Origin of the sequence: Mucilaginibacter auburnensis, assembly GCF_002797815.1 — a bacterium.
GTDB lineage: Bacteria > Bacteroidota > Bacteroidia > Sphingobacteriales > Sphingobacteriaceae > Mucilaginibacter > Mucilaginibacter auburnensis.
Genome location: NZ_PGFJ01000002.1, coordinates 936,889 through 957,680, shown reverse-complemented (window position 1 = coordinate 957,680; position 20,792 = coordinate 936,889). Strand labels below are relative to the sequence as shown.

Sequence of the window (20,792 nt, the reverse complement as noted above, 5' to 3'; positions counted from 1 at the left end):
TCAAATCTAATAACATGCGTAACCTGTTAATTTTCATAAGCAAGTACAACGCATTTTTCCTTTTCGTTATTTTTGAGATAGCTTCCATAGTTATCTACATAAAGTACAATTCTTTTCAAAAAGCCAGCTTTATTAACAGCACTAATCAGGTAACAGGAAACCTTTATGCCCGCATTGATGAGCTGAAAGGCTATTTAACGTTAAGGGACGTTAATGATAGCCTGGCTGCAGAGAATGCACGCTTGCGCAATCAGTTAAAAAGCTCGTTATATGTTGATACCGTATCAAAAGGAACCTTTACCGATACGATATACAAACAGCAATACAGTTTTATATCAGCCAAAGTGGTGAATAATTCGGTTAACCGTAGCAGGAATACCATTACTATAAACGTAGGCTCTGATGCAGGTGTGCAAAAGGGTATGGGTGTAATAGCAAGTGGTGGTGCTGTTGGTAAGGTTATTTTGGTGAGCAAGCATTATGCGGTGGTACAATCATTACTGCATAACGAAACAACTGTAAGTGCAATGCTGGCTAACTCTAAACAGTTGGGTTCGTTTAGCTGGGGTACAGATTTGAACCCTCATGTTGGTTTATTGTATGATGTTCCAACCGATGCCACGCCTAAAATTGGTGAGGAGGTGGTAACGTCAGAGCATTCTTTGTTCCCGGCAGGAGTACGCATTGGAAAGCTGATCAATTTAAAAGCTAAAAACCCTAAAGGCTCATTTTTAAGTATGGATGTAGCGCTGGCTGTTGATTTTAGTAAACTGCAATATGTTGATGTAATAATTAACCAATTTGCGGTTGAGCAAACGGGATTGGAGGCCCAGATAAAGGTTGATGAGTAGGACGATAATTTATAACATTATACGTTTTGTAGTAGTGGTATTTGTACAGGTGTTTTTATTAAAAAACATTACGCTGTACAATTTATCAACGCCATATCCATATATCCTTTTTGTTTTATTGCTGCCGTTTGAAACGCCAAACCTGCTGTTGTTTCCGTTGGCATTTATTTTAGGGTTAACAATTGACGCGTTTTATGATACGCCGGGACTGCATGCTGCAGCCTGTGTTGTACTGGCTTTAGTTCGCGTTATGTTTATCAGCATTACCGTACAGAAGGATGGGTTTGATAACGAGCCTGAGCCAACGTTAAGTATTATGGGTTTCAGGTGGTTTTTTACCTATGCAATAATACTTACGGTTATTCACCATTTTTTTCTATTCATATTAGAAGCCTTTACCTTTTCCAGCCTGTTATTTATACTGCAAAGAGTTGTTACCAGTACTATTTTTACAGTATTTTTGATGTTGATTACCGGCCTATTATTTTTCAGGAAAAGAGAACGTAAATGAACAGTTTTTTTCAGCGACGTTATGTCATCGCAGGGGTGTTTATTACCCTGATCATAATTTTGCTGGCCCGCTTATTTTATATGCAGGTTATTGATGACCGCTACCTGCAGTTTGCCAACCGCAACGTTATAAGGCAATTTATGCAATACCCTGCCCGCGGCCCTATTTATGATAGGAACAAGAAGATATTAGTGCAAAATAAACTGGTGTATGACGTTTCTGTTATTCCCCGGCAGGTTAAACCCTTTGATACCGTTGAGTTTTGCCGCTTGTTAGATATCACCAAAGAAGATTTTGATAAGCGATTTACAAAAGCTATTAAATACTCGCGTGCTTTACCCTCAAAATTCGGTAAGCAACTATCGCCGGAGCTTTACGCCTCCCTGCAGGAACGCATGTCTGAGTTTCCCGGATTTTTTGTTGAGCCACACCCTGTACGTATCTATCCTGACTCAACCGCTGCTCAGTTCTTAGGTTATATTGGCGAAGTTACTGATACCAAAATAAAGGAATCCGGAGGTTACTATCGCCCAGGCGATTATATTGGCATTACCGGTGTAGAGCGCGCTTATGAGAATATATTACGCGGTCAGCGCGGTGTTAAAAACGTTATGGTTGATTCGCGCGGCGTGCCTCAGGGATCATATGCTAACGGCGCTTTTGATACTGTAGAAACTCCGGGCGAGAAGGTGGTGTCATCATTGGATATACGTATTCAGAAGCTGGGCGAAAAGCTCATGCAAAACAAAATAGGCAGCATTGTAGCTATAGAACCTGCTACCGGCGAGGTGCTCTGTTTTGTAAGCAGTCCAACCTATGATCCTAATTTAATGGTTGCCGGTCCGGACCGAGGCAAAAATTATAAAAAGCTAACAACAGATCCATATAAGCCATTTTTGATCAGACCTATAATGGCTAACTACTCACCTGGTTCATCATTTAAGCCGTTAAGCGCCCTTGTAGCTTTGCAGGAAGGGATAATTGACCAAAATACCACTTACACCTGTACAGGGTCGTATTTACCTAACAGGGGGAAGCCAAAATGTACACACGTACACGGTGTTGTTAATTTGAGTAGCGCCATTGCGCAATCATGCAACGGCTATTTCGCCATGGTGTTTGAGCGGCTCATCAATAAAGCAGGTGCAAAAGCTACCGCAGCAAGTTTTACCGACTGGCGTTCAAGAGTTACTGCTTTCGGTTTAGCACAGCGCCTCAATATTGATATGGCAGGCGAAAACAAAGGCCAATTGTTCAAAGCGGAACAGTATGATAAAAGATACGGTGTGGGTAGGTGGCGCTCAAAAACCGTTATCTCATTATCTATTGGTCAGGGTGAGGTAGAGTCTACACCTCTACAATTAGCTAATATTGAATGCATAATTGCCAATCAGGGATTTTACTATTTACCTCACCTGGTAAAATCAATAGGCAATAACCCGGTTATTAAACATGAATATACTGTTCGGCATGAGGTTGGAGTTAAACCCCAATATTTTGCTCAGGTTATTGACGGAATGCAGAATGTGGTAGAATACGGTACGGCGCGTGGCTCCAGAATTCCCGGAATTAACATGGTGGGCAAAACGGGTACAGTGCAAAATAACCGCGGAGCAAACCACTCTGTTTTTGTTGCTTACGCACCGCGTGAGAATCCTAAAATAGCCATTGCCGTTGTGGTAGAAAACTCAGGCGACGGTGGTCGTTGGGCAGCCCCAATTGCCAGCTTTATAGTAGAAAAGTATTTGCGTGATACAATTTCGCGCCGCCCATCGGGAATAACGCTTGATTACTTTATGAACGCTAACCTGCTGGCTCAACCCAAACCAAAGCCCAAGGTAACGGTAACTGATAGTACAAAACTGCAGCCAACAGTAATAACTCCGGTTAAAACGGCTGCTGCCGGCATAGCAAATAAGAACATTAGCGCTAACGCCATAATAAAACGGAAAGATGACGAATAACAACCAGCGTAGCTTCTTTTTTAATGTTGACTGGTTAACGGTTTTGGTATACCTGGCCTTGTGCGCTATTGGTTTATTAAGCATCCATTCAGCGGTTTTTGATCCTGATCATCCGGGGCTGGTTGATCTGGATACCAACTATGGCAAGCAGTTTGTTTTCTTCATCGTATCGGCTGTAGTTGCTGTGGTTATATTGCTGCTGGAGAGTAGGTTTTTGTCGGCATTGGCGCCTATTGGCTACGTAATAACCACGCTGTTGCTAATAACGGTACTGGTGGTGGGCCGTAATGTTGGCGGTAACCAGGCATGGATACCATTGGGTGGCGGCTTTCGCTTACAACCGTCGGAATTTGCCAAGTTAGCAACCTGTTTGTTACTGGCACGATACCTCAGCGGCGTTAACATCAAACTAACCGAAGTAAAGTCATTTGCAGTTGCGGCGGCCATTATTTTCGTGCCCATGTTTCTCATTATGCTTCAGCCGGATGCCGGTTCAACATTGGTGTTTAGCTCCCTGCTGTTTGTTTTATACCGGGAGGGTTTGTCCCCCTACTTTTTAATCCTGGAAGGGCTGTTTATTGTGCTATTTGTGGCTACGCTCAAGCTGGACAATATGGTTTGGGTTATAAGCGCCCTCGTAGCTGTGGCGCTTTTTATTATGTGGTTATTCAGGCGCAACCGCCAAATGCTGATCACCGTGGTTGCAGGGGCTATTATAAGCATAGCCTTTGTATTCAGTGTTGAGTTTATTTACGACCATGTTTTAAAGCCGCACCAAAAATCGCGTATTGACATTGTATTAGGTATTACCGATGACCCGCGCGGGAAAGGCTATAATGTTAACCAGTCAAAAATAGCTATAGGTTCGGGTAAGTTGTGGGGCAAGGGTTATATGGAAGGCACCCAAACCAAATATTCCTTTGTGCCTGAGCAAAGCACCGACTTTATTTTCTGTACAGTAGGGGAGGAGTTTGGTTTTGCAGGCTCGGTTGTGGTAATTGGCTTGTATATGTTATTGGTGCTCCGCATCATTCATATAGCAGAGCGGCAACGGTCGCCGTTTTCGCGCATTTACGCTTACGGGGTTGCATCGGTTATCTTCTTTCACGTATTTATTAATGTGGGCATGACCATAGGTATAGTACCCTCTATAGGCATTCCTCTGCCCTTTATTAGTTACGGCGGTTCCTCACTCATTAGTTTTACTATTATGCTGTTTGTGTTGATCAAACTTGACTCTAACCGTATGGGGATTATTTAAAAACACCCGGTAGTGTTATACAAAAATAGATGTAATGCCTGGGTTTAGGTATTAACTATCCGATTATAAGCTTCTTGTTATGTGCGTGCTGCTCTATAGAATGACACTGCCGAATTTTTATATACAAAAAAAGCGATGAGCCTAAACTCACCGCTTTTTTATTATTAATCCGATATCGAAAATCCGATATCCGAAATCAATATTATTCTGCTACTACAGTAAACGGAACCTGAACTTTAACCTCTTTGTGCAGGTTAATGTTGGCAACATACTCGCCAACAAATTTTGGTTCCTGATCAAAAGTGATACGACGACGGTCAACATCAAAACCTTCTTTTTTCAATGCATCAGCAACCTGAATAGTGTTGATAGCACCGAAGATTTTGCCGCTTTCGCCTGCTTTTGCACCAATGGTTAGGTTTACACCTTCCAAACGTGCTGCAATTGCATCAGCATCTTTACGTATTTTCTCTTGTTTAAACTGAGCCTGTTTTAGGTTTTCAGCTAAAACTTTACGGGCGCTTGTTGTAGCCAGTATAGCAAAACCTTTTGGTAAAAGATAGTTACGGCCATAACCGGCCTTTACTGTAACTACATCATCTTTATCGCCCAGGTTTTTTACGTCTTGTTTTAAAATAACTTCCATTGCTTTACCTCCCGATTATTTTAATGAGTCTGTAACATAAGGTAATAAACCAATGTGGCGTGCACGCTTAACAGCTTGTGCCACTTTGCGCTGGAATTTTAATGAAGTACCGGTTAAACGGCGAGGTAATACTTTACCTTGATCGTTAACAAACTTTAATAAAAAGTTAGCGTCTTTGTAGTCAATATACTTAATACCGTTCTTTTTGAAACGGCAGTATTTTTTACGGTTATCCTCTACTTTAGGGGCAGTAACGTATTTAATTTGATCAGCCATTAGTTTGCCTCCTCCAATTTAGCGGCAGGTTTTTTGTTAAAAGCACCGCTGCGTTTTTTGTCGTTGTAAGCAACGGCATGTTTGTCTAAAGCAATTGTCAGGAAACGCAAAACACGCTCATCGCGTCTTAACTCAACCTCCAATTTGTTAATTAATTCACCCGGAGCCTTAAATTCAGTTAAGTGATAGTACCCTGTAGTTTTCTTTTGAATAGGGTACGCAAGTTTTCTCAAACCCCAATTATCCTCCTGGACAATTTCGGCTCCGCCATCAGTTAAAACTTTGCTGTATTTGGCAATAGCCTCTTTAGCAATGTCTTCTGAAAGCAACGGGGTTAGAACGATCACGATTTCGTACTGTTGCATTGTTTGTACTTTGATTTTTAATTATTTATCCCGACAATTCGGGGCTGCAAATATAGGTAATAATTTAATGTTTTCAAATTGATGATTTTCATTTAATTATTTATATTTCAATCGGCTTAAACATAAGTTGTCACATATCATGAAAAAGTTCATAATCAGTATTCTATCGTTATTATGTATTGCTGCCCACGCTCAAACTGTAAGTAAGTTAGGGCCAACCGAGCAACAGATGAACGATGTTTTGTGTGAATGTATCAGCAAACAGGACCTTTCGCAAATTAATGGGAAACAACAAGGCACAAAAGCGATTACAGATTGCATGAGTGCGCACACCGATCTATTAATGAAAATAGCTGAAGAGCGCAAAGTTGACGTTAATGATGGCGAAGGAATGAGAGCCATAGGTATAGAAATAGGCAAAAATCTTTTAACGCAAAATTGTAGTGCATTTTTACAATTGAGCATGAGAATGAATCAAGATCCGGATGCCACATCTATGGGTAGTACTGCGGGCACATTCAAAAGAATAGAACTAAAAGGCTTTAATTATATTGTACTTAATGAGGCCGGTAAAGGAGAACGTTCATTTTTGTGGTTTGAACAATTTCCAGGATCTGAGAAATTTACAGGTGTTACTACCGCATTAGTTGGTAAAAAAATAAATGTTAAATGGAAAGAAGCTGAAGTTTATCTGCCTCAAGCTAAAGGATACTATAAAGTTAAAATAATTACCGGAGTTGAATAGCTGTAGGTCAACTGGTAATTATAATAGGTGCTTATAAACCAACTTCTGTTAATAAAAATAAAACCCCCAATTAACATTTAGTATAAAACATTACGGTAGTTTCGGTTGTCTTTAAAATGTTGATTTTTTAACCCGAAAACATTACCACCATGGACTTTAAACACACTGAAGACCGGTCAGCAAACAGCAACGCTTTCATGTACGATTCAATTTATTTCCAGGCACCGGAAGTATATAACAGATTGGAAGAAGAGGACGAAGATGACGAGGAATGGGAAGATGAGGAAGACGAAGATTTTGATGATGAAGCAGAAGATCTTGACGATCTGAACTCGGCACGTTACGGTGCTGATCTGGACATAAGTGATGACGCTTACGATATTACCAATCCCGATCCGGACGATGATCATCTGCCCGAAGAGGAGTTGCAGTAAAGCTTAAATCTTTTCTGCAAAAAGCTCCTCCAGATCAAGTATAAACTCAGGCAACACGGGTGTAGTAACTTTGTCGCCTATGGTTAATAAACGCGATGGTTGAAATAAACCATCTGTGAGTGTGTATTTCATGAAGGTTTTTTCAAGCGGGTGAATGATCCAGTATTCAAGCACACCCGCTTCTTCATAAACTTCAAACTTATTTTGAAGTTCTTTTTTATTGTTACCCGGCGATAGTATTTCCACTACTATATCTGGTGCGCCTAAACATCCTTTATCGTCAATTTTTAAATGGTCGCATATTACGCAGATGTCTGGTTGAACAACGGTAATAACTTCTTTGTCGTTACCTGATAAACGGGGCAAACGTACATCAAATGGAGCAGAAAAGGCCTCACACCTTTTGCCTTCAAGATAGTTTCCAAACCATCGAGACAAACGTAAGGAAATGCGTTGATGTATTGAACCCGGAGCCGGACTCATCTTAAAAATTTTGCCCTTTATTAATTCTAAACGCTCATCAAACGCCCATTTTAAATAGTCGGCGTAAGTGTACGTTTTGTTGATATCTAAGTCTGATAACTGCATGCCCAAAATTCTGTTGTCAATCAAAAATACTAAAATGTTGCACAAACCCCGCCAAATAAAATACCAACACCTGTTTAATAGTACTTGATTTCTTTTTACCTTAGTAGCTGTGGATAATTTTATAGTTTCGGCACGTAAATACCGCCCGGCTACTTTTGATACCGTTGTTGGTCAGCAACATATAACCAACACCCTAAAAAACGCTATTAAAAATAATCAGCTGGCGCAGGCATTTTTATTCTGCGGGCCGCGTGGGGTGGGCAAAACCACATGTGCACGTATATTGGCAAAAACCATTAACTGCACCAATTTACAGCCAAGCGGCGAGGCCTGCGGCGAGTGCCCTTTGTGCACCGCTTTTCAAAATGGTAATTCGTTTAACATTCATGAACTGGATGCGGCATCCAACAACTCGGTTGATGACATTCGCAGTTTAATTGAGCAGGTGCGCATACCACCGCAAGGTGCCCGTTACAAAGTATATATTATTGATGAGGTGCACATGCTGTCGCAGGCAGCCTTCAATGCTTTCCTGAAAACGCTTGAAGAACCACCTCATTACGCTATATTTATATTAGCTACTACAGAGAAGCATAAAATACTGCCAACCATACTTTCGCGCTGCCAGATATTTGATTTTAACCGCATAGGGGTTGATGATATGAGCGCGCATCTGGAGGGTATTGCCAAAAAAGAGAGTGTTGCCTATGAGCCGGATGGCTTACATATTATTGCCCAAAAAGCCGATGGCGGTTTGCGCGACGCGCTTTCTATGTTTGATCAGATAGTTAGCTTCTCGGGCAGTAATGTTACTTACAGGGCGGTAATTGATAACCTTAATATTTTAGATTACGATTATTACTTTAATATAACCGAAAGCCTGCTTAGCGAAGAAACGGCCAAAACACTACTGTTTTTTGATGAGATACTACAGAAAGGTTTTGACGGTGCGCACTTTGTATCTGGCCTTTCAGAACACTTCCGCAACCTGTTGGTGAGTAAAGATGCCGCAACTATTAAATTACTGGAAGTTAGCGAGGGTATTAAAACCAAATACCTGCAACAGGCACAGGCGGCAAGTGTGTCATTCCTTTTATCAGCGCTTGGTATAGCCAATCAGTGCGATCTGAACTATAAGCTGAGTAAGAATCAGCGCTTACAGGTTGAACTGGCGCTGTTAAAAATGTGTCATTTACAATCGGTGTTTAATATAGCCTCAGGTAGCCAACCAATGCCCGCTGATAACGGGCAATTAAAAAAAAAACCTGATACCTCAGCAAACGTAACATCAACCGAAAGCGGATCACCTAAAAACGAGATGCCTCTTTTAAATGATAGTGCTGCTGCTTACACAACACAAAAGCCCGCTCAAACAACTCCGGCGCCCGCGGCGGCAAAGCCTGCTTCGCCGCCGGCAGAAGAGCGGCCAAAGGTTTTCATTCCCAACGCCAGTACCACTTCAATAAAAATACCATCGCTGAAAGATCTTGATGCACCTTTAAATGCCGGTGGTGAAGAGGAAGAAGATCCTTACCAAAAAGGGACAGACCGAGAATCTTTCACCTATAACGAGTTTTTAGCCGAATGGAGTAACTATGCGGCTAAGGTTAAAGCTGAAGGTAAAATGAATTTGTTACCAATTTTTACCTTAGGCGCACCAAAAATGCTGGGCGCTACTAATTTTGAGGTGTTAGTAGGTAATAAAGTACAGGAGAATTTGCTGCGCGATGAGCGTCCGGGGTTGCTTAATTACCTGCGTGCCAAACTGAAAAACTATGATATTGAGGTGAATGCCCGTATTGATGAGCAAACTGTAGTTAAGCGCCCGTATACAAGTCAGGAAAAATTTCAGTATATGGCTGCCAAAAACCCCCAGTTGGCAGAACTGCGCAGAATGTTTAATCTTGATTTTGACTAAAATTTCTTTTCCTCGCTATAATTAACTCATTTTCCGTATTTTAGCGACAAATTATCCGGTTGTATGAAATTTAAATACCTTTCCTTATTCGCAGCATCAATTTTCTGCATGTCGCAGTTTTCATGTAAGCAAGATCCGCCTATTTATCCTAACGATCCTGACTTTGTAGCCTATAACGGTCCTAAAACCGGCACTGGTACAGGAACCGGCACTGGTACAGGAACCGGCACTGGTACAGGTACAGGAACCGGCACTGGTACAGGAACCGGTACTGGAACGGGAACCGGCACTGGAACGGGAACCGGCACTGGAACAGGAACCGGCACAGGCACAGGAACCGGAACGGGTACAGGAACCGGAACAGGTACCGGCACTGGAACAGGAACCGGCACTGGTACGGGAACAATAAACGAGTCTCAGCTAACCGGCAAGTGGAAGGTTACAAAAATAACCAATGAATATTACTTAAATGGATCGCCGCAAAGCAGCATAGATGCCATGGCTGCCATTATTAGCAATGTGCAGCTCAATGATGCTAATAAAACTTATGAGATTGACGGCTTTACTGATCCTACAGACAAGTATACATTGTCAAAAACCGGTAGTACACTTTATATACAATTTGCCACCGACCCTTTGATTCGTTCATCAAACGAAAAAATTCAGGTAACAAATTTGACAGCTACTTCAATGACATGGCTTGCACCCGAACCTGCGCTAACAGTTAGCTCTCAAGGGAGTACAATAACCATGTCGTGGAAAGTAACCTTTACCAAGGTTAATTAAATAAAAAAGGTAGCGTGTAAACGCTACCTGATTCTATCATTTTTTGGATAACCTTCTTCATCCAGGTCATCCCTGTCATCTTCAGGAGTGTGTCCTAAAACCTCATCAATGGGGTCAAGGTCAACTATGCTGCCCTTGTTATCAATGTGCATGCCTAACTGGTCAACATCTGTTTCCAGGTTCTCATTAGGTATATATTCATCAACGGCGTAAGGATTGGCCTCGTCATAGGTAGAGTTAAAATCTTCACCGTTTTTAGCAGCTGTATTATATGGATCCGGATGATCGTAATCGGGGTCATCGCTTTTTACGTCAAACTCGTAACTGTTACTTTCAGCATTAAAGCTTAATTGTTCCTTGTCTATAGTTTCGCCAAGGTCATTTTTCAGGGTAAGATCCCTGTCGTTGTTCTCGTTTTTTTGATTGTTGGTGCTCATAGGTTAGTCGATTATAGTTCACTATACATTAAAAACCTTGCCAAAATAAGCAACAAGTGCCCTCCGGAATATGATAAATGTTGCTTAGTAATATGATATTTGTTTTTTGTAAGATGTAATACCTCCAATGGCAAATTTTACACCTATAGAAAACTGGTCATAAGCATCATTCTTGCTCCTTCCGGTTTCAAAGCCGTCAAGGTCATCTCCCAAAATATAATTTAGCTGATAACCCAGATCAATTTTTACAGAAGGCTGGTTATATCTGTTAAAAATTTTGAATTCGTAACCTATTCGCGCCGGAATAAGCAGCTGGTTGGAATGGTTACGGCCAGGGCTATAAAAACCCTTATCATCAGGAACACGTAAAGTAGTGTCAATATCAAGCTTGTTAACCACAAAGCCGATACCACCGGAAACATAGAAATTTTTTAAACCGTTAAGTAGCGCGCTGCCAGAATAATCAAACAACTCGCCCGCCTGCAGTTGCGCCCTAAACATTACTGAGGTGAACTTATTTTCAAAATAGCGTTTAGATGGCGTTGAGGTACCACCGCCTTTCAATACACCCGCCTGCACTTCAATAACATAGTTGATGTATGGGCTTACGTTATAATTAAAGTTAAAATGCCCTGTAGGCGACATTAAAATTTTTTCGGCATCGCTGGCTACCACCCGGCTTGCTGCTCCTCCAAAGCCAATGTCGTATTGTGCATATTCAAATCCTAATTGAGCTTTGGCTGTAAAGCACAATATAAAACTCATTAAAACTACAGTGCTAAAAGATCTGACGAAAAAACGGGTCATATTTAAGTTGAAGCGATTTATAGAGGAGAGGTAAAAGTTAATAACCAAAGATCAAACGTTTTAAAAAGGTTGTAAGTTTAAATATATAATTCGTACGCTAATCCGGATAAAAATACAACTAAGTTTTGTTAAAAATACATCCGTAATAAAATTATCTGCCTTATGTTAGGCCCCAAACCGTTAATTAGTAAAGCCGATAAATTCAATTTTCATATATTAGCGGCCAAAACAAAAAAGCATCTGGTATGGCAAAAATTAAAGTAGACAACCCTGTTGTTGAGTTAGATGGGGATGAAATGACCCGCATCATCTGGAAATTTATAAAAGACAAACTAATTGTTCCTTATCTTGACCTTGATATTAAATATTATGACCTTGGTTTAGAGTATCGTGATGAAACAAATGATCAGGTAACTATTGATGCCGCCAATGCCATAAAACAATACGGCGTAGGTATAAAATGTGCCACTATTACTCCTGACGAAGCCCGTGTTACTGAGTTCAACCTGAAACAAATGTGGAAATCGCCTAACGGAACCATCCGTAATATATTAGATGGTACCGTATTCCGCGAGCCTATTGTTATGAGCAATGTGCCGCGTTTGGTGCCTAACTGGACTGCACCAATCTGCATTGGCCGTCACGCGTTTGGCGATCAATACCGTGCTACTGACTTTTTAACCAAAGGCAAAGGCAAACTTACCGTAACCTTTACTCCCGAAGATGGCAGCGAGCCACAAAGCTTTGAAGTATTTAACTTTAAAGGTGATGGTGTAGCTTTAACCATGTACAATACTGACGAGTCTATCCGCGGGTTTGCACATTCATGCTTTAACCAGGCGTTAATGAAAGGCTGGCCTTTATATTTATCAACTAAAAACACCATCCTGAAAAAATATGATGGTCGTTTTAAAGATATTTTTGAAGAGATCTACCAAAGTGATTATAAAGCTAAATTTGACGCAAAAGGGATTGTTTATGAGCACCGTTTAATTGACGACATGGTTGCATCGGCCCTTAAATGGAACGGTAACTTTGTATGGGCTTGTAAAAATTATGACGGCGACGTACAATCTGACACTGTTGCTCAGGGTTTTGGCTCATTAGGTTTAATGACCTCAACTTTAGTTACACCAGATGGTACCGTTATGGAAGCTGAAGCTGCGCACGGTACGGTAACCCGCCACTACCGCGAGCACCAGGCCGGCCGCCCAACATCAACTAACCCAATCGCATCAATTTTTGCCTGGACACGTGGTTTAGAGTTCCGTGGCAAATTAGATAATAACCAGGAACTGATTGATTTTTGCCACACTTTAGAGCAGGTTTGTATTGAAACTGTAGAAAGCGGTAAAATGACCAAAGATTTGGCTATTACCATTAAACCTAAGGTTGAGCACGGTGTTGATTACCTGTACACAGAGGAGTTTTTGGAAGCTATTGACGAGAATTTAAAAGCAAAATTAGCTAAATAAGCTAAAGCAAATATTTTAACCCTGAGCGCCCATTTTTCAAAATGGGCGCTTTTTTTTGGAAAAATGTTTTTACCTTAGGTATAACCAATTAATATTATACCTGAGCCATGGCAAGCTATTATATGTTCGCTTTAGTACTTTATTTTTATTTAATAACCCGCTTTTCTGTTCAGAGCAGTTTCAAATTTGCAGGGGTTTACCAGCTAAAATATTTTTTGATAGTTGTGCTGTTACCTTTTGCAGGCTATTTTATTGCTCTTAATCTGCTAAATAAAAAATTGGAATTAGAAGGGTGATAAGTAAATACTTACTGTTTAGGCACAATAAACTCACCTGTTAGATAGTCAATTTTTACCTCGCCATCGTAAAGATCATTTGTACCTGACGACGCAATGAGGCCGCCGGCAATACCAAACAGCGCGCTCATGGCAATTACGGTACCGGCGCTTGCATTCCGGTAAATGCTTATTCTTCCGTTAAAGAAAACATCATCGTCTCGCCTGTAAACAGGGTGGTAGCCAAAGGTGTTTGTTATATAAGGTTTGCCTTTAAAAACTACGGCGTAGGCATTTGCGGGGTTTAGATTTTTAAGCTTTCTTTTGGCATCGTAAACTTTGATATTACCATCGCTTATTGAGTCGCCTTCAACCACCACTTCTCCGTCGGGTATCTGGTCTTTGAATGATCTGTAACGGTAATAAACGCCATCGGTAAATGTGTCTGCCGTATAAAGTCTTAGCTGTTTTTTTTCAGCGCGGTCAATGTTCACAATATAGCTGTACGGAAAGGATGCTTTTGATTGCGGCTTATTGGTAAGGTTATTGGCTATGAAATCAGTTAATACATTACTGCCGGCTTTTAACAGCGCGTTAGTTACATCCATAGCCGACATCACAACTAACGTATCTACGCTATTGATGATGCTGTAACCATTGTCAACCTTGGCAAATAGGTGCGCATATAATTTGAAATAGCCCTTCTCGCTGAAACTTGACGTTACTTCGGCCAGGTTATACAACCTGAGTTGTAACAGCAACTCTCCGTTAGCAGCTGTGCTATCTGTTAAATCAGCCAATACATTTTTTATTTGATTGCCCAGTCCATCTTTTGCAACAACCAGGGCCTGCCTGTTGAAAGCGCCGGTTTGAACTATGCCGAGGGTTGATGTATCATTCCTTGAATCTATAAAGTTGATGGTTTTATATAAACTGTTGGCAACCTTGTATTCAGGCCTTATCAAAGAAAACTGCTCAATTTTTTGTGCTTTAGCGGCAAAGTGCTGTATTGAAATCAAAAGATATACAAAAAGCAGTTTGACAACATTTAATTGTGAAGGCATAGTAATTATTTTAGGCAAAAGTAAAATATAAACGCCACAACGCAAAAAAGGCCACGCTTAATGCGCGGCCCTTCTTAATTATAAACTAAACGTAAACTAAAAATTAATTATTGCGGGTCTCAATTTTGGTGATCTTCCAATCGTTACCTTGTTGCTTAATAGTTATGGTGCTGCTGCGCACATAACCTTCGTATTGTTGGTCTAAACGTACTACCATTGTTTTGTCAACATCAGACAAAATTGATGTAGTATACTGGCAGTTTTGCTCAACATTTTCTGATGCTTTGAATGAATCGATCAAAGCCTGTTTGTTCAATTTATAAACCTGCGAACCGCGGTACATGTTGTATTCAACATCTTTAGCCAGGGCTGCTTCTAAATTTTGTAAATTGCCATGCATAAGTGCATTGGTGTAAGCGTTTACTACATCATTTTTTGACAAAGCGTTTGATACATAATGGCTTACAGTAGTATTTACATTAGCATTTGCTATAGTGGTAGCCATTACTAAGGCTAAACCGAATAGGATTGTTTTTAGAGTTTTCATAATAATATGGTGTTAAAGGTTATTAATAATTTTTATACCCATATGACAACACGAATCGAGGTTTCGTTACAGCCGATTTGAACTTTATTTACGATTTAACGAAAATTTAACATTTGAGCTTGTTTTTTAAATACTTCATAACAAAGCGCAACTAACATGACAGACTTTACCACTATCATTCTTCAATTTGATGAACAGGGCGAAAAAACCGGTTGGACGTATATTGAAATCCCGGCAGATATTGCTCAAAAGTTAAAGCCGGGTAATAAAAAATCTTTCAGGGTGAAAGGTTGGTTAGATGGCTTTGCAGTTGCCGGTATGGCTGCTATGCCAATGGGGGAGGGTAATTTTATTTTAGCCCTGAATGCCGAAGTGCGGAAAGGAACTAGAAAAGGCGCCGGTGGTATGCTTGCGGTAAAGCTGGAGGAAGATAAAGATTACAAAGTTGAAGTGCCTGCCGATTTACAGGAATGTTTTGAATTTGATCCTGATGCCGGCGTGCAGTTCAATAGTTTGGCCCGGTCGCATCGAGATTATTTCATTAAATGGATAAACAGCGCTAAAACTTCCGAGACGCGGGAGAGGCGTATTGTAAACACCGTTAACGCTATGCTGCGCAAATGGGATTATGGAACAATGATACGGGAAATGCGTAAGGAGGTCTAACCTTACAACAAAGCCAGCACTATTCTGAAACCGTCCGGATCAGCTATGGTTAATCCATTTTCGGCCCAGTAAGGGTTTTTAGGTGCAAGTAAATTGATTCTTAGCTCTGTTAATTTATTTTTCATAGCGCTGTATTCCACGGCACTGAGGTAAAATACCAACAGATCATCCTCATCACTTTGATGTACGGCCGGTTCCTCAGATTGCGTAAATTCCAGGTGCCATTCTGAATTTGCGCCGCCAATAAAGACGCCATCGTAACCTGCATGGTCCTTAAACCCGCCAATAACTTTTAGTCCTAAAACTTGAGTGTAAAAATCTATGAGTGCTTGTAGTTGGGAGGTATGTCGGGCTACTCGGAGTTTCATAATTCTGCAAGTTAAAAAGATGTACCCAAACCCGCCAATTTGTGTATAAAATATGCACATCGGTATATACGCACATCTGCACATTACATTATCTTTACCCATCCAAATTATTTGTTACGAATGAGTGAAGAGCTGAACGAAAATACATCTGCCAACGAAGAAAAATTAAATAACATAACCTCGCTTGACGGCTTGTACGAAAACTGGTTTCTGGATTATGCCTCCTATGTAATTCTTGACCGTGCCGTTCCGCATATTAATGATGGTTTAAAGCCGGTACAGCGTCGTATTCTCCACTCATTGAAGGAGATGGACGACGGACGCTTTAATAAAGCTGCCAACGTTATTGGTAATACCATGAAGTATCACCCGCATGGCGATGCTTCCATTGGTGATGCCATGGTGCAAATAGGGCAGAAGGACCTGCTGATTGACTGCCAGGGTAACTGGGGCGACCCGGTAACCGGCGACTCGGCAGCGGCTCCGCGATATATTGAGGCGCGTTTGTCAAAATTTGCTTTAGAAGTAGTATTCAACCCGGATACTACCGATTGGCAGGCCAGTTATGATGGTCGTAACAAAGAGCCTATAACGCTTCCTGTTAAGTTCCCTTTACTGCTTGCGCAAGGGGCCGAAGGTATTGCCGTGGGTTTGGCTACCAAAATATTACCCCATAACTTTGTTGAATTGCTTGATGGTTCAATTGCTGTTCTGCGAAACGAGCCGATAAACTTATTGCCCGATTTCCCTACAGGTGGGATGGCTGATGCTTCCGCTTATAATGAAGGTCAGCGAGGCGGACGTATACGCGTTCGTGCCAAGATCAGTGAGCGCGATAAAAAAACGCTTGTTATTACCGAGATACCTTTTTCTACAACAACGGGTAGTTTGATTGATAGTGTTGTTAACGCTAATGATAAAGGTAAGATCAAAATAAAGAAAATAGAGGATAACACCGCAAAGGATGTAGAGATAGTTATCCATCTGGCGCCAGGTATATCGCCTGATGTTACCATAGACGCGCTTTACGCCTTTACAGATTGCGAAGTTTCTATATCGCCAAATACCTGCGTTATTCAGAACGATAAGCCGAGGTTCATCAGCGTGAATGACATGCTTACCGAGAGTACGCACAAAACCCGCGACCTGCTAAAGCTGGAACTGGAGATCAAGCTGAAGGAGTTGATGGAGAAGATATTTTTCAGTTCGCTGTTAAAAATATTTATCCAGGAAGGGATGTATAAGCATCCTGATTATGAAAGCTCATCTAACTTTGAAGAAGTATTGGTTGTACTCAACCGCTTGTTTGAGCCTTTCTTTCCTCAGTTTTACAGGGAGATATTGCCGGAAGACTACAAGAAACTGATTGATAAGCCAATGAGCAGCATTACCCGTTTTGACGTGAAGAAAACGGATGAGCAGATAAAGGGCCTGGAAAGCGAGATCAAGACAGTTAAGCATCATTTAAAGCATCTAACTGATTACGCCATTGATTGGTTTACCAAATTAAAGGAAAAGTACGGAAAGGGCCGTGAGCGTAAAACCGAACTGCGCACCTTTGATAAAGTAGAAGCCGCACAGGTAGCCTTGGCTAATGTTAAATTGTACGTTAACCGCGAAGATGGCTTTATTGGCACGGGCTTAAAGAAAGACGAATTTGTTGGGGATTGCTCAGACATTGATGAGATCATTGTTTTCCGTGCCGATGGCCGCTGCCTCATAACCCGGGTACAGGAAAAAGTTTTTGTGGGTAAGGAGATCATCCATGTGGCGGTGTTTAAGAAGAACGATGAGCGCACCATTTATAACATGATCTATAAAGACGGGCAAAGCGGCGTTAGCTACATTAAACGTTTTGCCGTAACCGGTGTAACCCGCGATAAAGAGTACGATCTCACAAAAGGAACTAAAGGCTCAAAAGTGCTGTACTTCTCTGCCAACCCTAACGGTGAAGCCGAAGTGATTAACATACAGTTAAAGCCGCACCAGAAGCTGAAAAAGCTGCAGTTTGATGAAGACTTTGCTTTGCTGGCTATAAAAGGACGTGGTTCTATGGGTAATATAGTTACCAAGTATCCGGTTAAAAAGATAGTGCTAAAATCAAAAGGTGTGTCAACGCTGGCCGGCCGTAAAATTTGGTATGATGAAATATTGAAACGCCTTAACGTTGATGGCCGCGGTAAATATTTAGGCGAATTTGATGGCGACGACCGCATATTAACCGTAATGCCTAACGGTATTTGCGAACTGACCAGCTTCGACCTCAATAACCATTTTGATGATAAGATGGTGTTGATTGAGAAGTACAACCCTGAAAAGGTTTATTCGGTAGTGCATTTTGACGGCAAGAGTAAAAATTACCTGGTTAAGCGCTTTACGTTTGAGAATACTGCAATAGGTAAGCAAACCAGCATTATCAGTGATGAAAGCGGCTCAAAAATGCTGCTGATATCAGGCGCGGCGCAACCTATTGTTAAAGTTGATCAGTTAAAAGGCGCATCAAAAGCAGAAGAAACGGTTGAATTGAACCTGGCCGATCTGATAGATGTTAAAGGTATGAAGGCCATGGGTAATCGACTGTCGGCTCACGTAGTGCAAAAGGTTGAATTGATTGCCGAGCATGACGATGCAGAGGATGTACCCGACCCGGAACCATCATCAGTTGAAGATACTGAGATCACCATAACACCGGACGATAAAACCGTAGCCGATGTTGTTCCGCCTGCTGATGCGCCTGTAAATACAGATGTATCGCCGGCAGGTTATGAGCCGCCAACAGAATCTGTGCAATTACCCGAAGGATCAAAGAAATCACCGGAGAAACCTGTGGAGCCTCCTGCAAAAAAAATAGACATGGAGATAACTAATAGGGATGACCTTGATATACAGGGGACGTTGTTTTAGGGAAGCAGATGTCTAATCAGTAATTCGTCGTTGCGAGGTACGAAGCAATCTCTGAAGCGATAAGCATATTGATATGTAATCCGCCTACCACCAGCGGGCTACCTGTCAATCTGGGATTACTTCGTACCTCGCAATGACGAAAAATAGATATATTGCAGGATTGCTCTACGCGCTTATAAAATAAGCCGCTTCAAAAACATGCCCTACCTTTAACTCCTGAATACCCTCTTTTTTGCTGATATCAACATGCTGGCCTTCCGTATCGGCACAACCCAACCAGGGCTCAATGCATACAAAATCGGCGCCGGGTTTTGCCCAAATACCTAAGTAATTAAAATGCGGAAACTCAACTGTCAGACTTAAGTCATGCAGTTTACTTTTGATGGTAACCTCGCGCGAACGCAGATTTTTGAATACTAACGCGTCTTTGTCAAATAAATCGCGGGTTAAAGGAAGCATTTTGTTTGGGGTTGGCACAGGGTGTGTCTCGCCGTTAAAAAATCCGTCTGCCGAAAGTTGGTGTGTTTCCAGTTGCTCATCTGATTCAAACTCCAGGTAATAATCTTCGTATTTCTCACCTTTATGAAAAGGTACATTAAATGCGGGGTGACCGCCAACCGAAAAATAAATAGGTTTTTTATCATGATTGATCAACTTGTACGTAACACGTAATGCTGAATCGATCAGATCGTAATGAATTTGAAAATCAAATTTATATGGGTAAACAGCCAAAGTTTTTTCGCTGTTAGGTAACGAAAACTTGGCCGATATGGGGCTGCTTTCAATCAGCAGCAGTTCTGAAGTGCGGGTAAATCCATGTCGTGATAAATTATAACTATTGCCATCAACCAATAACTCGTTATTGATCAAACCACCCACAATAGGGAACAGGTTGGGCGCGTGCCAAGGCCAAACAGCTGCATCGGCCTGCCACATATGCTCAATGCCTGTTGTTTTATTAAAAAAGGAGGTAAGCTCACCGCCCTGGTTGCGGATAGCTACTTTATAATATTCATTTTCAATAACGGTCATATTCAGTTTGGCTTAATTATATTTTATAACGCAAGGGTAGCTATCCTGTTTAACTTTTTTTCTACAAACCTTATTCTGAGGTTTTGATTAGGGCCCTTAATACCGAATCCTTTTGAGCGGTATTCAGCTTTTGGCCGCCAAATAAAGCATTCTCAAAATCGCCATAACCGGGGTTGGGTATCACAATGTATTTGTAGCCAAAATATTTTTTCAGACGTTCGGTTGCGGCATTGCGGCTATCCTGCAAAGGTTTATTATCATAAGCCGAATCAAAATCGGGCAGGTTGTCGCCGCAATACAGTACAACATTATACTTTTTAAGTATTTCCTGCCTGCGCGCTTCCTTGCTGGATATGCTTTGCTTTAAAACAATGTGGTCCTTATCTGCATTAGGTAGCTTGTATAATTTCAGGTTTTTTGTAGTGCCTTCGCGTTCGTCTTCATCGCGGTTAGTAACATAAAACACGGTAACGCCCTTTGAAGCCGCATATTTAAAAAACGACGGTGCGCCGGGTACGGTATCAGCAATACCTTTTGCTGTCCATGCTTTCCAGCCAGCCAGATCAAAATCTTTATTTTTGACCGCGCGCGCGGCATCATACGGACTGTTGTCTAAAACGGTCTCGTCAATATCCGTTATAATAGCCAGCGGCTTTTTGCTTTTTTGTTTCAAGGCCTCATCTAAACGCAGGCGGGCAATGTTATAAGCCTGAAAGCACAAGGCCTTATACTCGGCAGCACGTTGCTGATATAGCAACGCCCAAACTTTGCCGCCATTAACTATTGAAAGTTGCTCGGCAGTTTGCGCCCGGGTTGTTGCTGTAGAGATTAGCACTATTAAGCAAAGCAAAAAAGTTTTTTTCATGGTACTT

The 20,792-nt window shown here is 41.4% G+C and carries 22 protein-coding genes; 11 read left to right on the top strand and 11 right to left on the bottom strand.

Annotation, left to right across the window (positions count from 1 at the left end):
* The first annotated feature begins 14 nt into the window (after window positions 1–14).
* From mreC to rodA, 4 genes are read left to right on the top strand one after another with little or no spacing between them, the layout of a single operon-like run.
* Entirely contained in the window at window positions 15–851 is an 837-nt protein-coding gene (gene mreC, locus CLV57_RS14900; protein WP_100342177.1) for a rod shape-determining protein MreC, read from the top strand.
* A complete protein-coding gene (locus tag CLV57_RS14895) occupies window positions 844–1,362 on the top strand; it encodes a rod shape-determining protein MreD (RefSeq protein WP_100342176.1) in 519 nt (172 codons plus the stop codon). The genes mreC and CLV57_RS14895 overlap by 8 nt, the downstream gene beginning before the upstream one ends.
* Complete coding sequence (mrdA, locus tag CLV57_RS14890) at window positions 1,359–3,326, top strand: penicillin-binding protein 2 (protein WP_100342175.1); 1,968 nt, start codon at window positions 1,359–1,361, stop codon at window positions 3,324–3,326. Before CLV57_RS14895 ends, mrdA begins: the two co-directional genes overlap by 4 nt.
* Entirely contained in the window at window positions 3,316–4,587 is a 1,272-nt protein-coding gene (rodA, locus tag CLV57_RS14885) for a rod shape-determining protein RodA (protein WP_100342174.1), read from the top strand. The genes mrdA and rodA overlap by 11 nt, the downstream gene beginning before the upstream one ends.
* 202 nt (window positions 4,588–4,789) lie before the next feature.
* Here rodA and rplI read toward each other — a convergent pair whose 3' ends face one another.
* From rplI to rpsF, 3 genes are read right to left on the bottom strand one after another with little or no spacing between them, the layout of a single operon-like run.
* On the bottom strand, window positions 4,790–5,233 hold the full coding sequence (gene rplI, locus CLV57_RS14880; RefSeq protein WP_100342173.1) for a 50S ribosomal protein L9: 444 nt from the start codon (window positions 5,231–5,233) through the stop codon (window positions 4,790–4,792).
* A gap of 15 nt (window positions 5,234–5,248) precedes the next feature.
* On the bottom strand, window positions 5,249–5,509 hold the full coding sequence (rpsR, locus tag CLV57_RS14875) for a 30S ribosomal protein S18 (protein WP_100342172.1): 261 nt from the start codon (window positions 5,507–5,509) through the stop codon (window positions 5,249–5,251).
* On the bottom strand, window positions 5,509–5,874 hold the full coding sequence (gene rpsF / locus CLV57_RS14870) for a 30S ribosomal protein S6 (RefSeq protein WP_100342171.1): 366 nt from the start codon (window positions 5,872–5,874) through the stop codon (window positions 5,509–5,511). The genes rpsR and rpsF overlap by 1 nt, the downstream gene beginning before the upstream one ends.
* A gap of 139 nt (window positions 5,875–6,013) precedes the next feature.
* Here rpsF and CLV57_RS14865 point away from each other — a divergent pair, with 139 nt between their 5' ends.
* Together CLV57_RS14865 and CLV57_RS14860 are read left to right on the top strand one after the other, a co-directional pair.
* Window positions 6,014–6,619: a hypothetical protein gene (locus tag CLV57_RS14865; RefSeq protein WP_100342170.1), complete on the top strand. Its 606-nt coding sequence runs from the start codon at window positions 6,014–6,016 to the stop codon at window positions 6,617–6,619.
* Between the two features lie 149 nt (window positions 6,620–6,768).
* The gene (locus CLV57_RS14860; RefSeq protein ID WP_100342169.1) at window positions 6,769–7,053 is read left to right on the top strand and encodes a hypothetical protein; all 285 of its coding nucleotides are present in this window, start codon (window positions 6,769–6,771) and stop codon (window positions 7,051–7,053) included.
* A 3-nt stretch (window positions 7,054–7,056) separates the two neighbouring features.
* Here the strand turns inward: CLV57_RS14860 and CLV57_RS14855 are convergent, their stop codons facing one another.
* Window positions 7,057–7,641, bottom strand: a complete 585-nt coding sequence (locus tag CLV57_RS14855) for a Uma2 family endonuclease (RefSeq protein ID WP_100342168.1) — start codon at window positions 7,639–7,641, stop codon at window positions 7,057–7,059.
* Between the two features lie 109 nt (window positions 7,642–7,750).
* Here CLV57_RS14855 and CLV57_RS14850 point away from each other — a divergent pair, with 109 nt between their 5' ends.
* Both CLV57_RS14850 and CLV57_RS18560 read left to right on the top strand, forming a co-directional pair.
* Complete coding sequence (locus tag CLV57_RS14850; RefSeq protein WP_100342167.1) at window positions 7,751–9,559, top strand: DNA polymerase III subunit gamma/tau; 1,809 nt, start codon at window positions 7,751–7,753, stop codon at window positions 9,557–9,559.
* A gap of 63 nt (window positions 9,560–9,622) precedes the next feature.
* On the top strand, window positions 9,623–10,345 hold the full coding sequence (locus tag CLV57_RS18560; RefSeq protein ID WP_211290078.1) for a hypothetical protein: 723 nt from the start codon (window positions 9,623–9,625) through the stop codon (window positions 10,343–10,345).
* A 23-nt stretch (window positions 10,346–10,368) separates the two neighbouring features.
* On the opposite strand, the gene CLV57_RS14840 is transcribed toward CLV57_RS18560, so the two are convergent.
* Both CLV57_RS14840 and CLV57_RS14835 read right to left on the bottom strand, forming a co-directional pair.
* The gene (locus CLV57_RS14840; RefSeq protein WP_100342166.1) at window positions 10,369–10,782 is read right to left on the bottom strand and encodes a hypothetical protein; all 414 of its coding nucleotides are present in this window, start codon (window positions 10,780–10,782) and stop codon (window positions 10,369–10,371) included.
* An 84-nt stretch (window positions 10,783–10,866) separates the two neighbouring features.
* Entirely contained in the window at window positions 10,867–11,547 is a 681-nt protein-coding gene (locus tag CLV57_RS14835; protein ID WP_100342165.1) for a hypothetical protein, read from the bottom strand.
* A 287-nt stretch (window positions 11,548–11,834) separates the two neighbouring features.
* On the opposite strand from CLV57_RS14835, the gene CLV57_RS14830 reads away from it, so the two are divergent.
* A complete protein-coding gene (locus tag CLV57_RS14830) occupies window positions 11,835–13,064 on the top strand; it encodes an NADP-dependent isocitrate dehydrogenase (RefSeq protein WP_100342164.1) in 1,230 nt (409 codons plus the stop codon).
* 307 nt (window positions 13,065–13,371) lie between these two features.
* On the opposite strand, the gene CLV57_RS14820 is transcribed toward CLV57_RS14830, so the two are convergent.
* Both CLV57_RS14820 and CLV57_RS14815 read right to left on the bottom strand, forming a co-directional pair.
* On the bottom strand, window positions 13,372–14,403 hold the full coding sequence (locus CLV57_RS14820) for a hypothetical protein (protein ID WP_100342162.1): 1,032 nt from the start codon (window positions 14,401–14,403) through the stop codon (window positions 13,372–13,374).
* 103 nt (window positions 14,404–14,506) lie between these two features.
* Window positions 14,507–14,950, bottom strand: coding sequence for a nuclear transport factor 2 family protein (locus CLV57_RS14815; RefSeq protein WP_100342161.1), 444 nt, complete (start codon window positions 14,948–14,950; stop codon window positions 14,507–14,509).
* Between the two features lie 156 nt (window positions 14,951–15,106).
* On the opposite strand from CLV57_RS14815, the gene CLV57_RS14810 reads away from it, so the two are divergent.
* The gene (locus CLV57_RS14810) at window positions 15,107–15,616 is read left to right on the top strand and encodes a YdeI/OmpD-associated family protein (RefSeq protein WP_100342160.1); all 510 of its coding nucleotides are present in this window, start codon (window positions 15,107–15,109) and stop codon (window positions 15,614–15,616) included.
* Window positions 15,617–15,618: 2 nt separating this feature from the next.
* Here the strand turns inward: CLV57_RS14810 and CLV57_RS14805 are convergent, their stop codons facing one another.
* Window positions 15,619–15,984: a VOC family protein gene (locus CLV57_RS14805; protein ID WP_100342159.1), complete on the bottom strand. Its 366-nt coding sequence runs from the start codon at window positions 15,982–15,984 to the stop codon at window positions 15,619–15,621.
* 120 nt (window positions 15,985–16,104) lie between these two features.
* Between CLV57_RS14805 and CLV57_RS14800 the strand changes: the two genes are divergently transcribed.
* Window positions 16,105–18,888, top strand: a complete 2,784-nt coding sequence (locus tag CLV57_RS14800) for a DNA gyrase/topoisomerase IV subunit A (RefSeq protein WP_100342158.1) — start codon at window positions 16,105–16,107, stop codon at window positions 18,886–18,888.
* Window positions 18,889–19,053: 165 nt separating this feature from the next.
* Here CLV57_RS14800 and CLV57_RS14795 read toward each other — a convergent pair whose 3' ends face one another.
* Window positions 19,054–19,920 (bottom strand): aldose 1-epimerase family protein, encoded by an 867-nt coding sequence (locus tag CLV57_RS14795; protein ID WP_100342157.1) that lies wholly within the window; start codon window positions 19,918–19,920, stop codon window positions 19,054–19,056.
* 70 nt (window positions 19,921–19,990) lie between these two features.
* A complete protein-coding gene (locus CLV57_RS14790; RefSeq protein WP_100342156.1) occupies window positions 19,991–20,785 on the bottom strand; it encodes a 5'-nucleotidase, lipoprotein e(P4) family in 795 nt (264 codons plus the stop codon).
* Window positions 20,786–20,792 lie beyond the last annotated feature (7 nt).

Coding starts and splice junctions, on each gene's coding strand:
- mreC (WP_100342177.1), top strand. CDS start 15: ATGCGTAACCTGTTAATTTTCATAAGCAAGTACAACGCATTTTTCCTT.
- CLV57_RS14895 (WP_100342176.1), top strand. CDS start 844: ATGAGTAGGACGATAATTTATAACATTATACGTTTTGTAGTAGTGGTA.
- mrdA (WP_100342175.1), top strand. CDS start 1,359: ATGAACAGTTTTTTTCAGCGACGTTATGTCATCGCAGGGGTGTTTATT.
- rodA (WP_100342174.1), top strand. CDS start 3,316: ATGACGAATAACAACCAGCGTAGCTTCTTTTTTAATGTTGACTGGTTA.
- rplI (WP_100342173.1), bottom strand. CDS start 5,233: ATGGAAGTTATTTTAAAACAAGACGTAAAAAACCTGGGCGATAAAGAT.
- rpsR (WP_100342172.1), bottom strand. CDS start 5,509: ATGGCTGATCAAATTAAATACGTTACTGCCCCTAAAGTAGAGGATAAC.
- rpsF (WP_100342171.1), bottom strand. CDS start 5,874: ATGCAACAGTACGAAATCGTGATCGTTCTAACCCCGTTGCTTTCAGAA.
- CLV57_RS14865 (WP_100342170.1), top strand. CDS start 6,014: ATGAAAAAGTTCATAATCAGTATTCTATCGTTATTATGTATTGCTGCC.
- CLV57_RS14860 (WP_100342169.1), top strand. CDS start 6,769: ATGGACTTTAAACACACTGAAGACCGGTCAGCAAACAGCAACGCTTTC.
- CLV57_RS14855 (WP_100342168.1), bottom strand. CDS start 7,641: ATGCAGTTATCAGACTTAGATATCAACAAAACGTACACTTACGCCGAC.
- CLV57_RS18560 (WP_211290078.1), top strand. CDS start 9,623: ATGAAATTTAAATACCTTTCCTTATTCGCAGCATCAATTTTCTGCATG.
- CLV57_RS14840 (WP_100342166.1), bottom strand. CDS start 10,782: ATGAGCACCAACAATCAAAAAAACGAGAACAACGACAGGGATCTTACC.
- CLV57_RS14835 (WP_100342165.1), bottom strand. CDS start 11,547: ATGAGTTTTATATTGTGCTTTACAGCCAAAGCTCAATTAGGATTTGAA.
- CLV57_RS14830 (WP_100342164.1), top strand. CDS start 11,835: ATGGCAAAAATTAAAGTAGACAACCCTGTTGTTGAGTTAGATGGGGAT.
- CLV57_RS14820 (WP_100342162.1), bottom strand. CDS start 14,403: ATGCCTTCACAATTAAATGTTGTCAAACTGCTTTTTGTATATCTTTTG.
- CLV57_RS14815 (WP_100342161.1), bottom strand. CDS start 14,950: ATGAAAACTCTAAAAACAATCCTATTCGGTTTAGCCTTAGTAATGGCT.
- CLV57_RS14810 (WP_100342160.1), top strand. CDS start 15,107: ATGACAGACTTTACCACTATCATTCTTCAATTTGATGAACAGGGCGAA.
- CLV57_RS14805 (WP_100342159.1), bottom strand. CDS start 15,984: ATGAAACTCCGAGTAGCCCGACATACCTCCCAACTACAAGCACTCATA.
- CLV57_RS14800 (WP_100342158.1), top strand. CDS start 16,105: ATGAGTGAAGAGCTGAACGAAAATACATCTGCCAACGAAGAAAAATTA.
- CLV57_RS14795 (WP_100342157.1), bottom strand. CDS start 19,920: ATGACCGTTATTGAAAATGAATATTATAAAGTAGCTATCCGCAACCAG.
- CLV57_RS14790 (WP_100342156.1), bottom strand. CDS start 20,785: ATGAAAAAAACTTTTTTGCTTTGCTTAATAGTGCTAATCTCTACAGCA.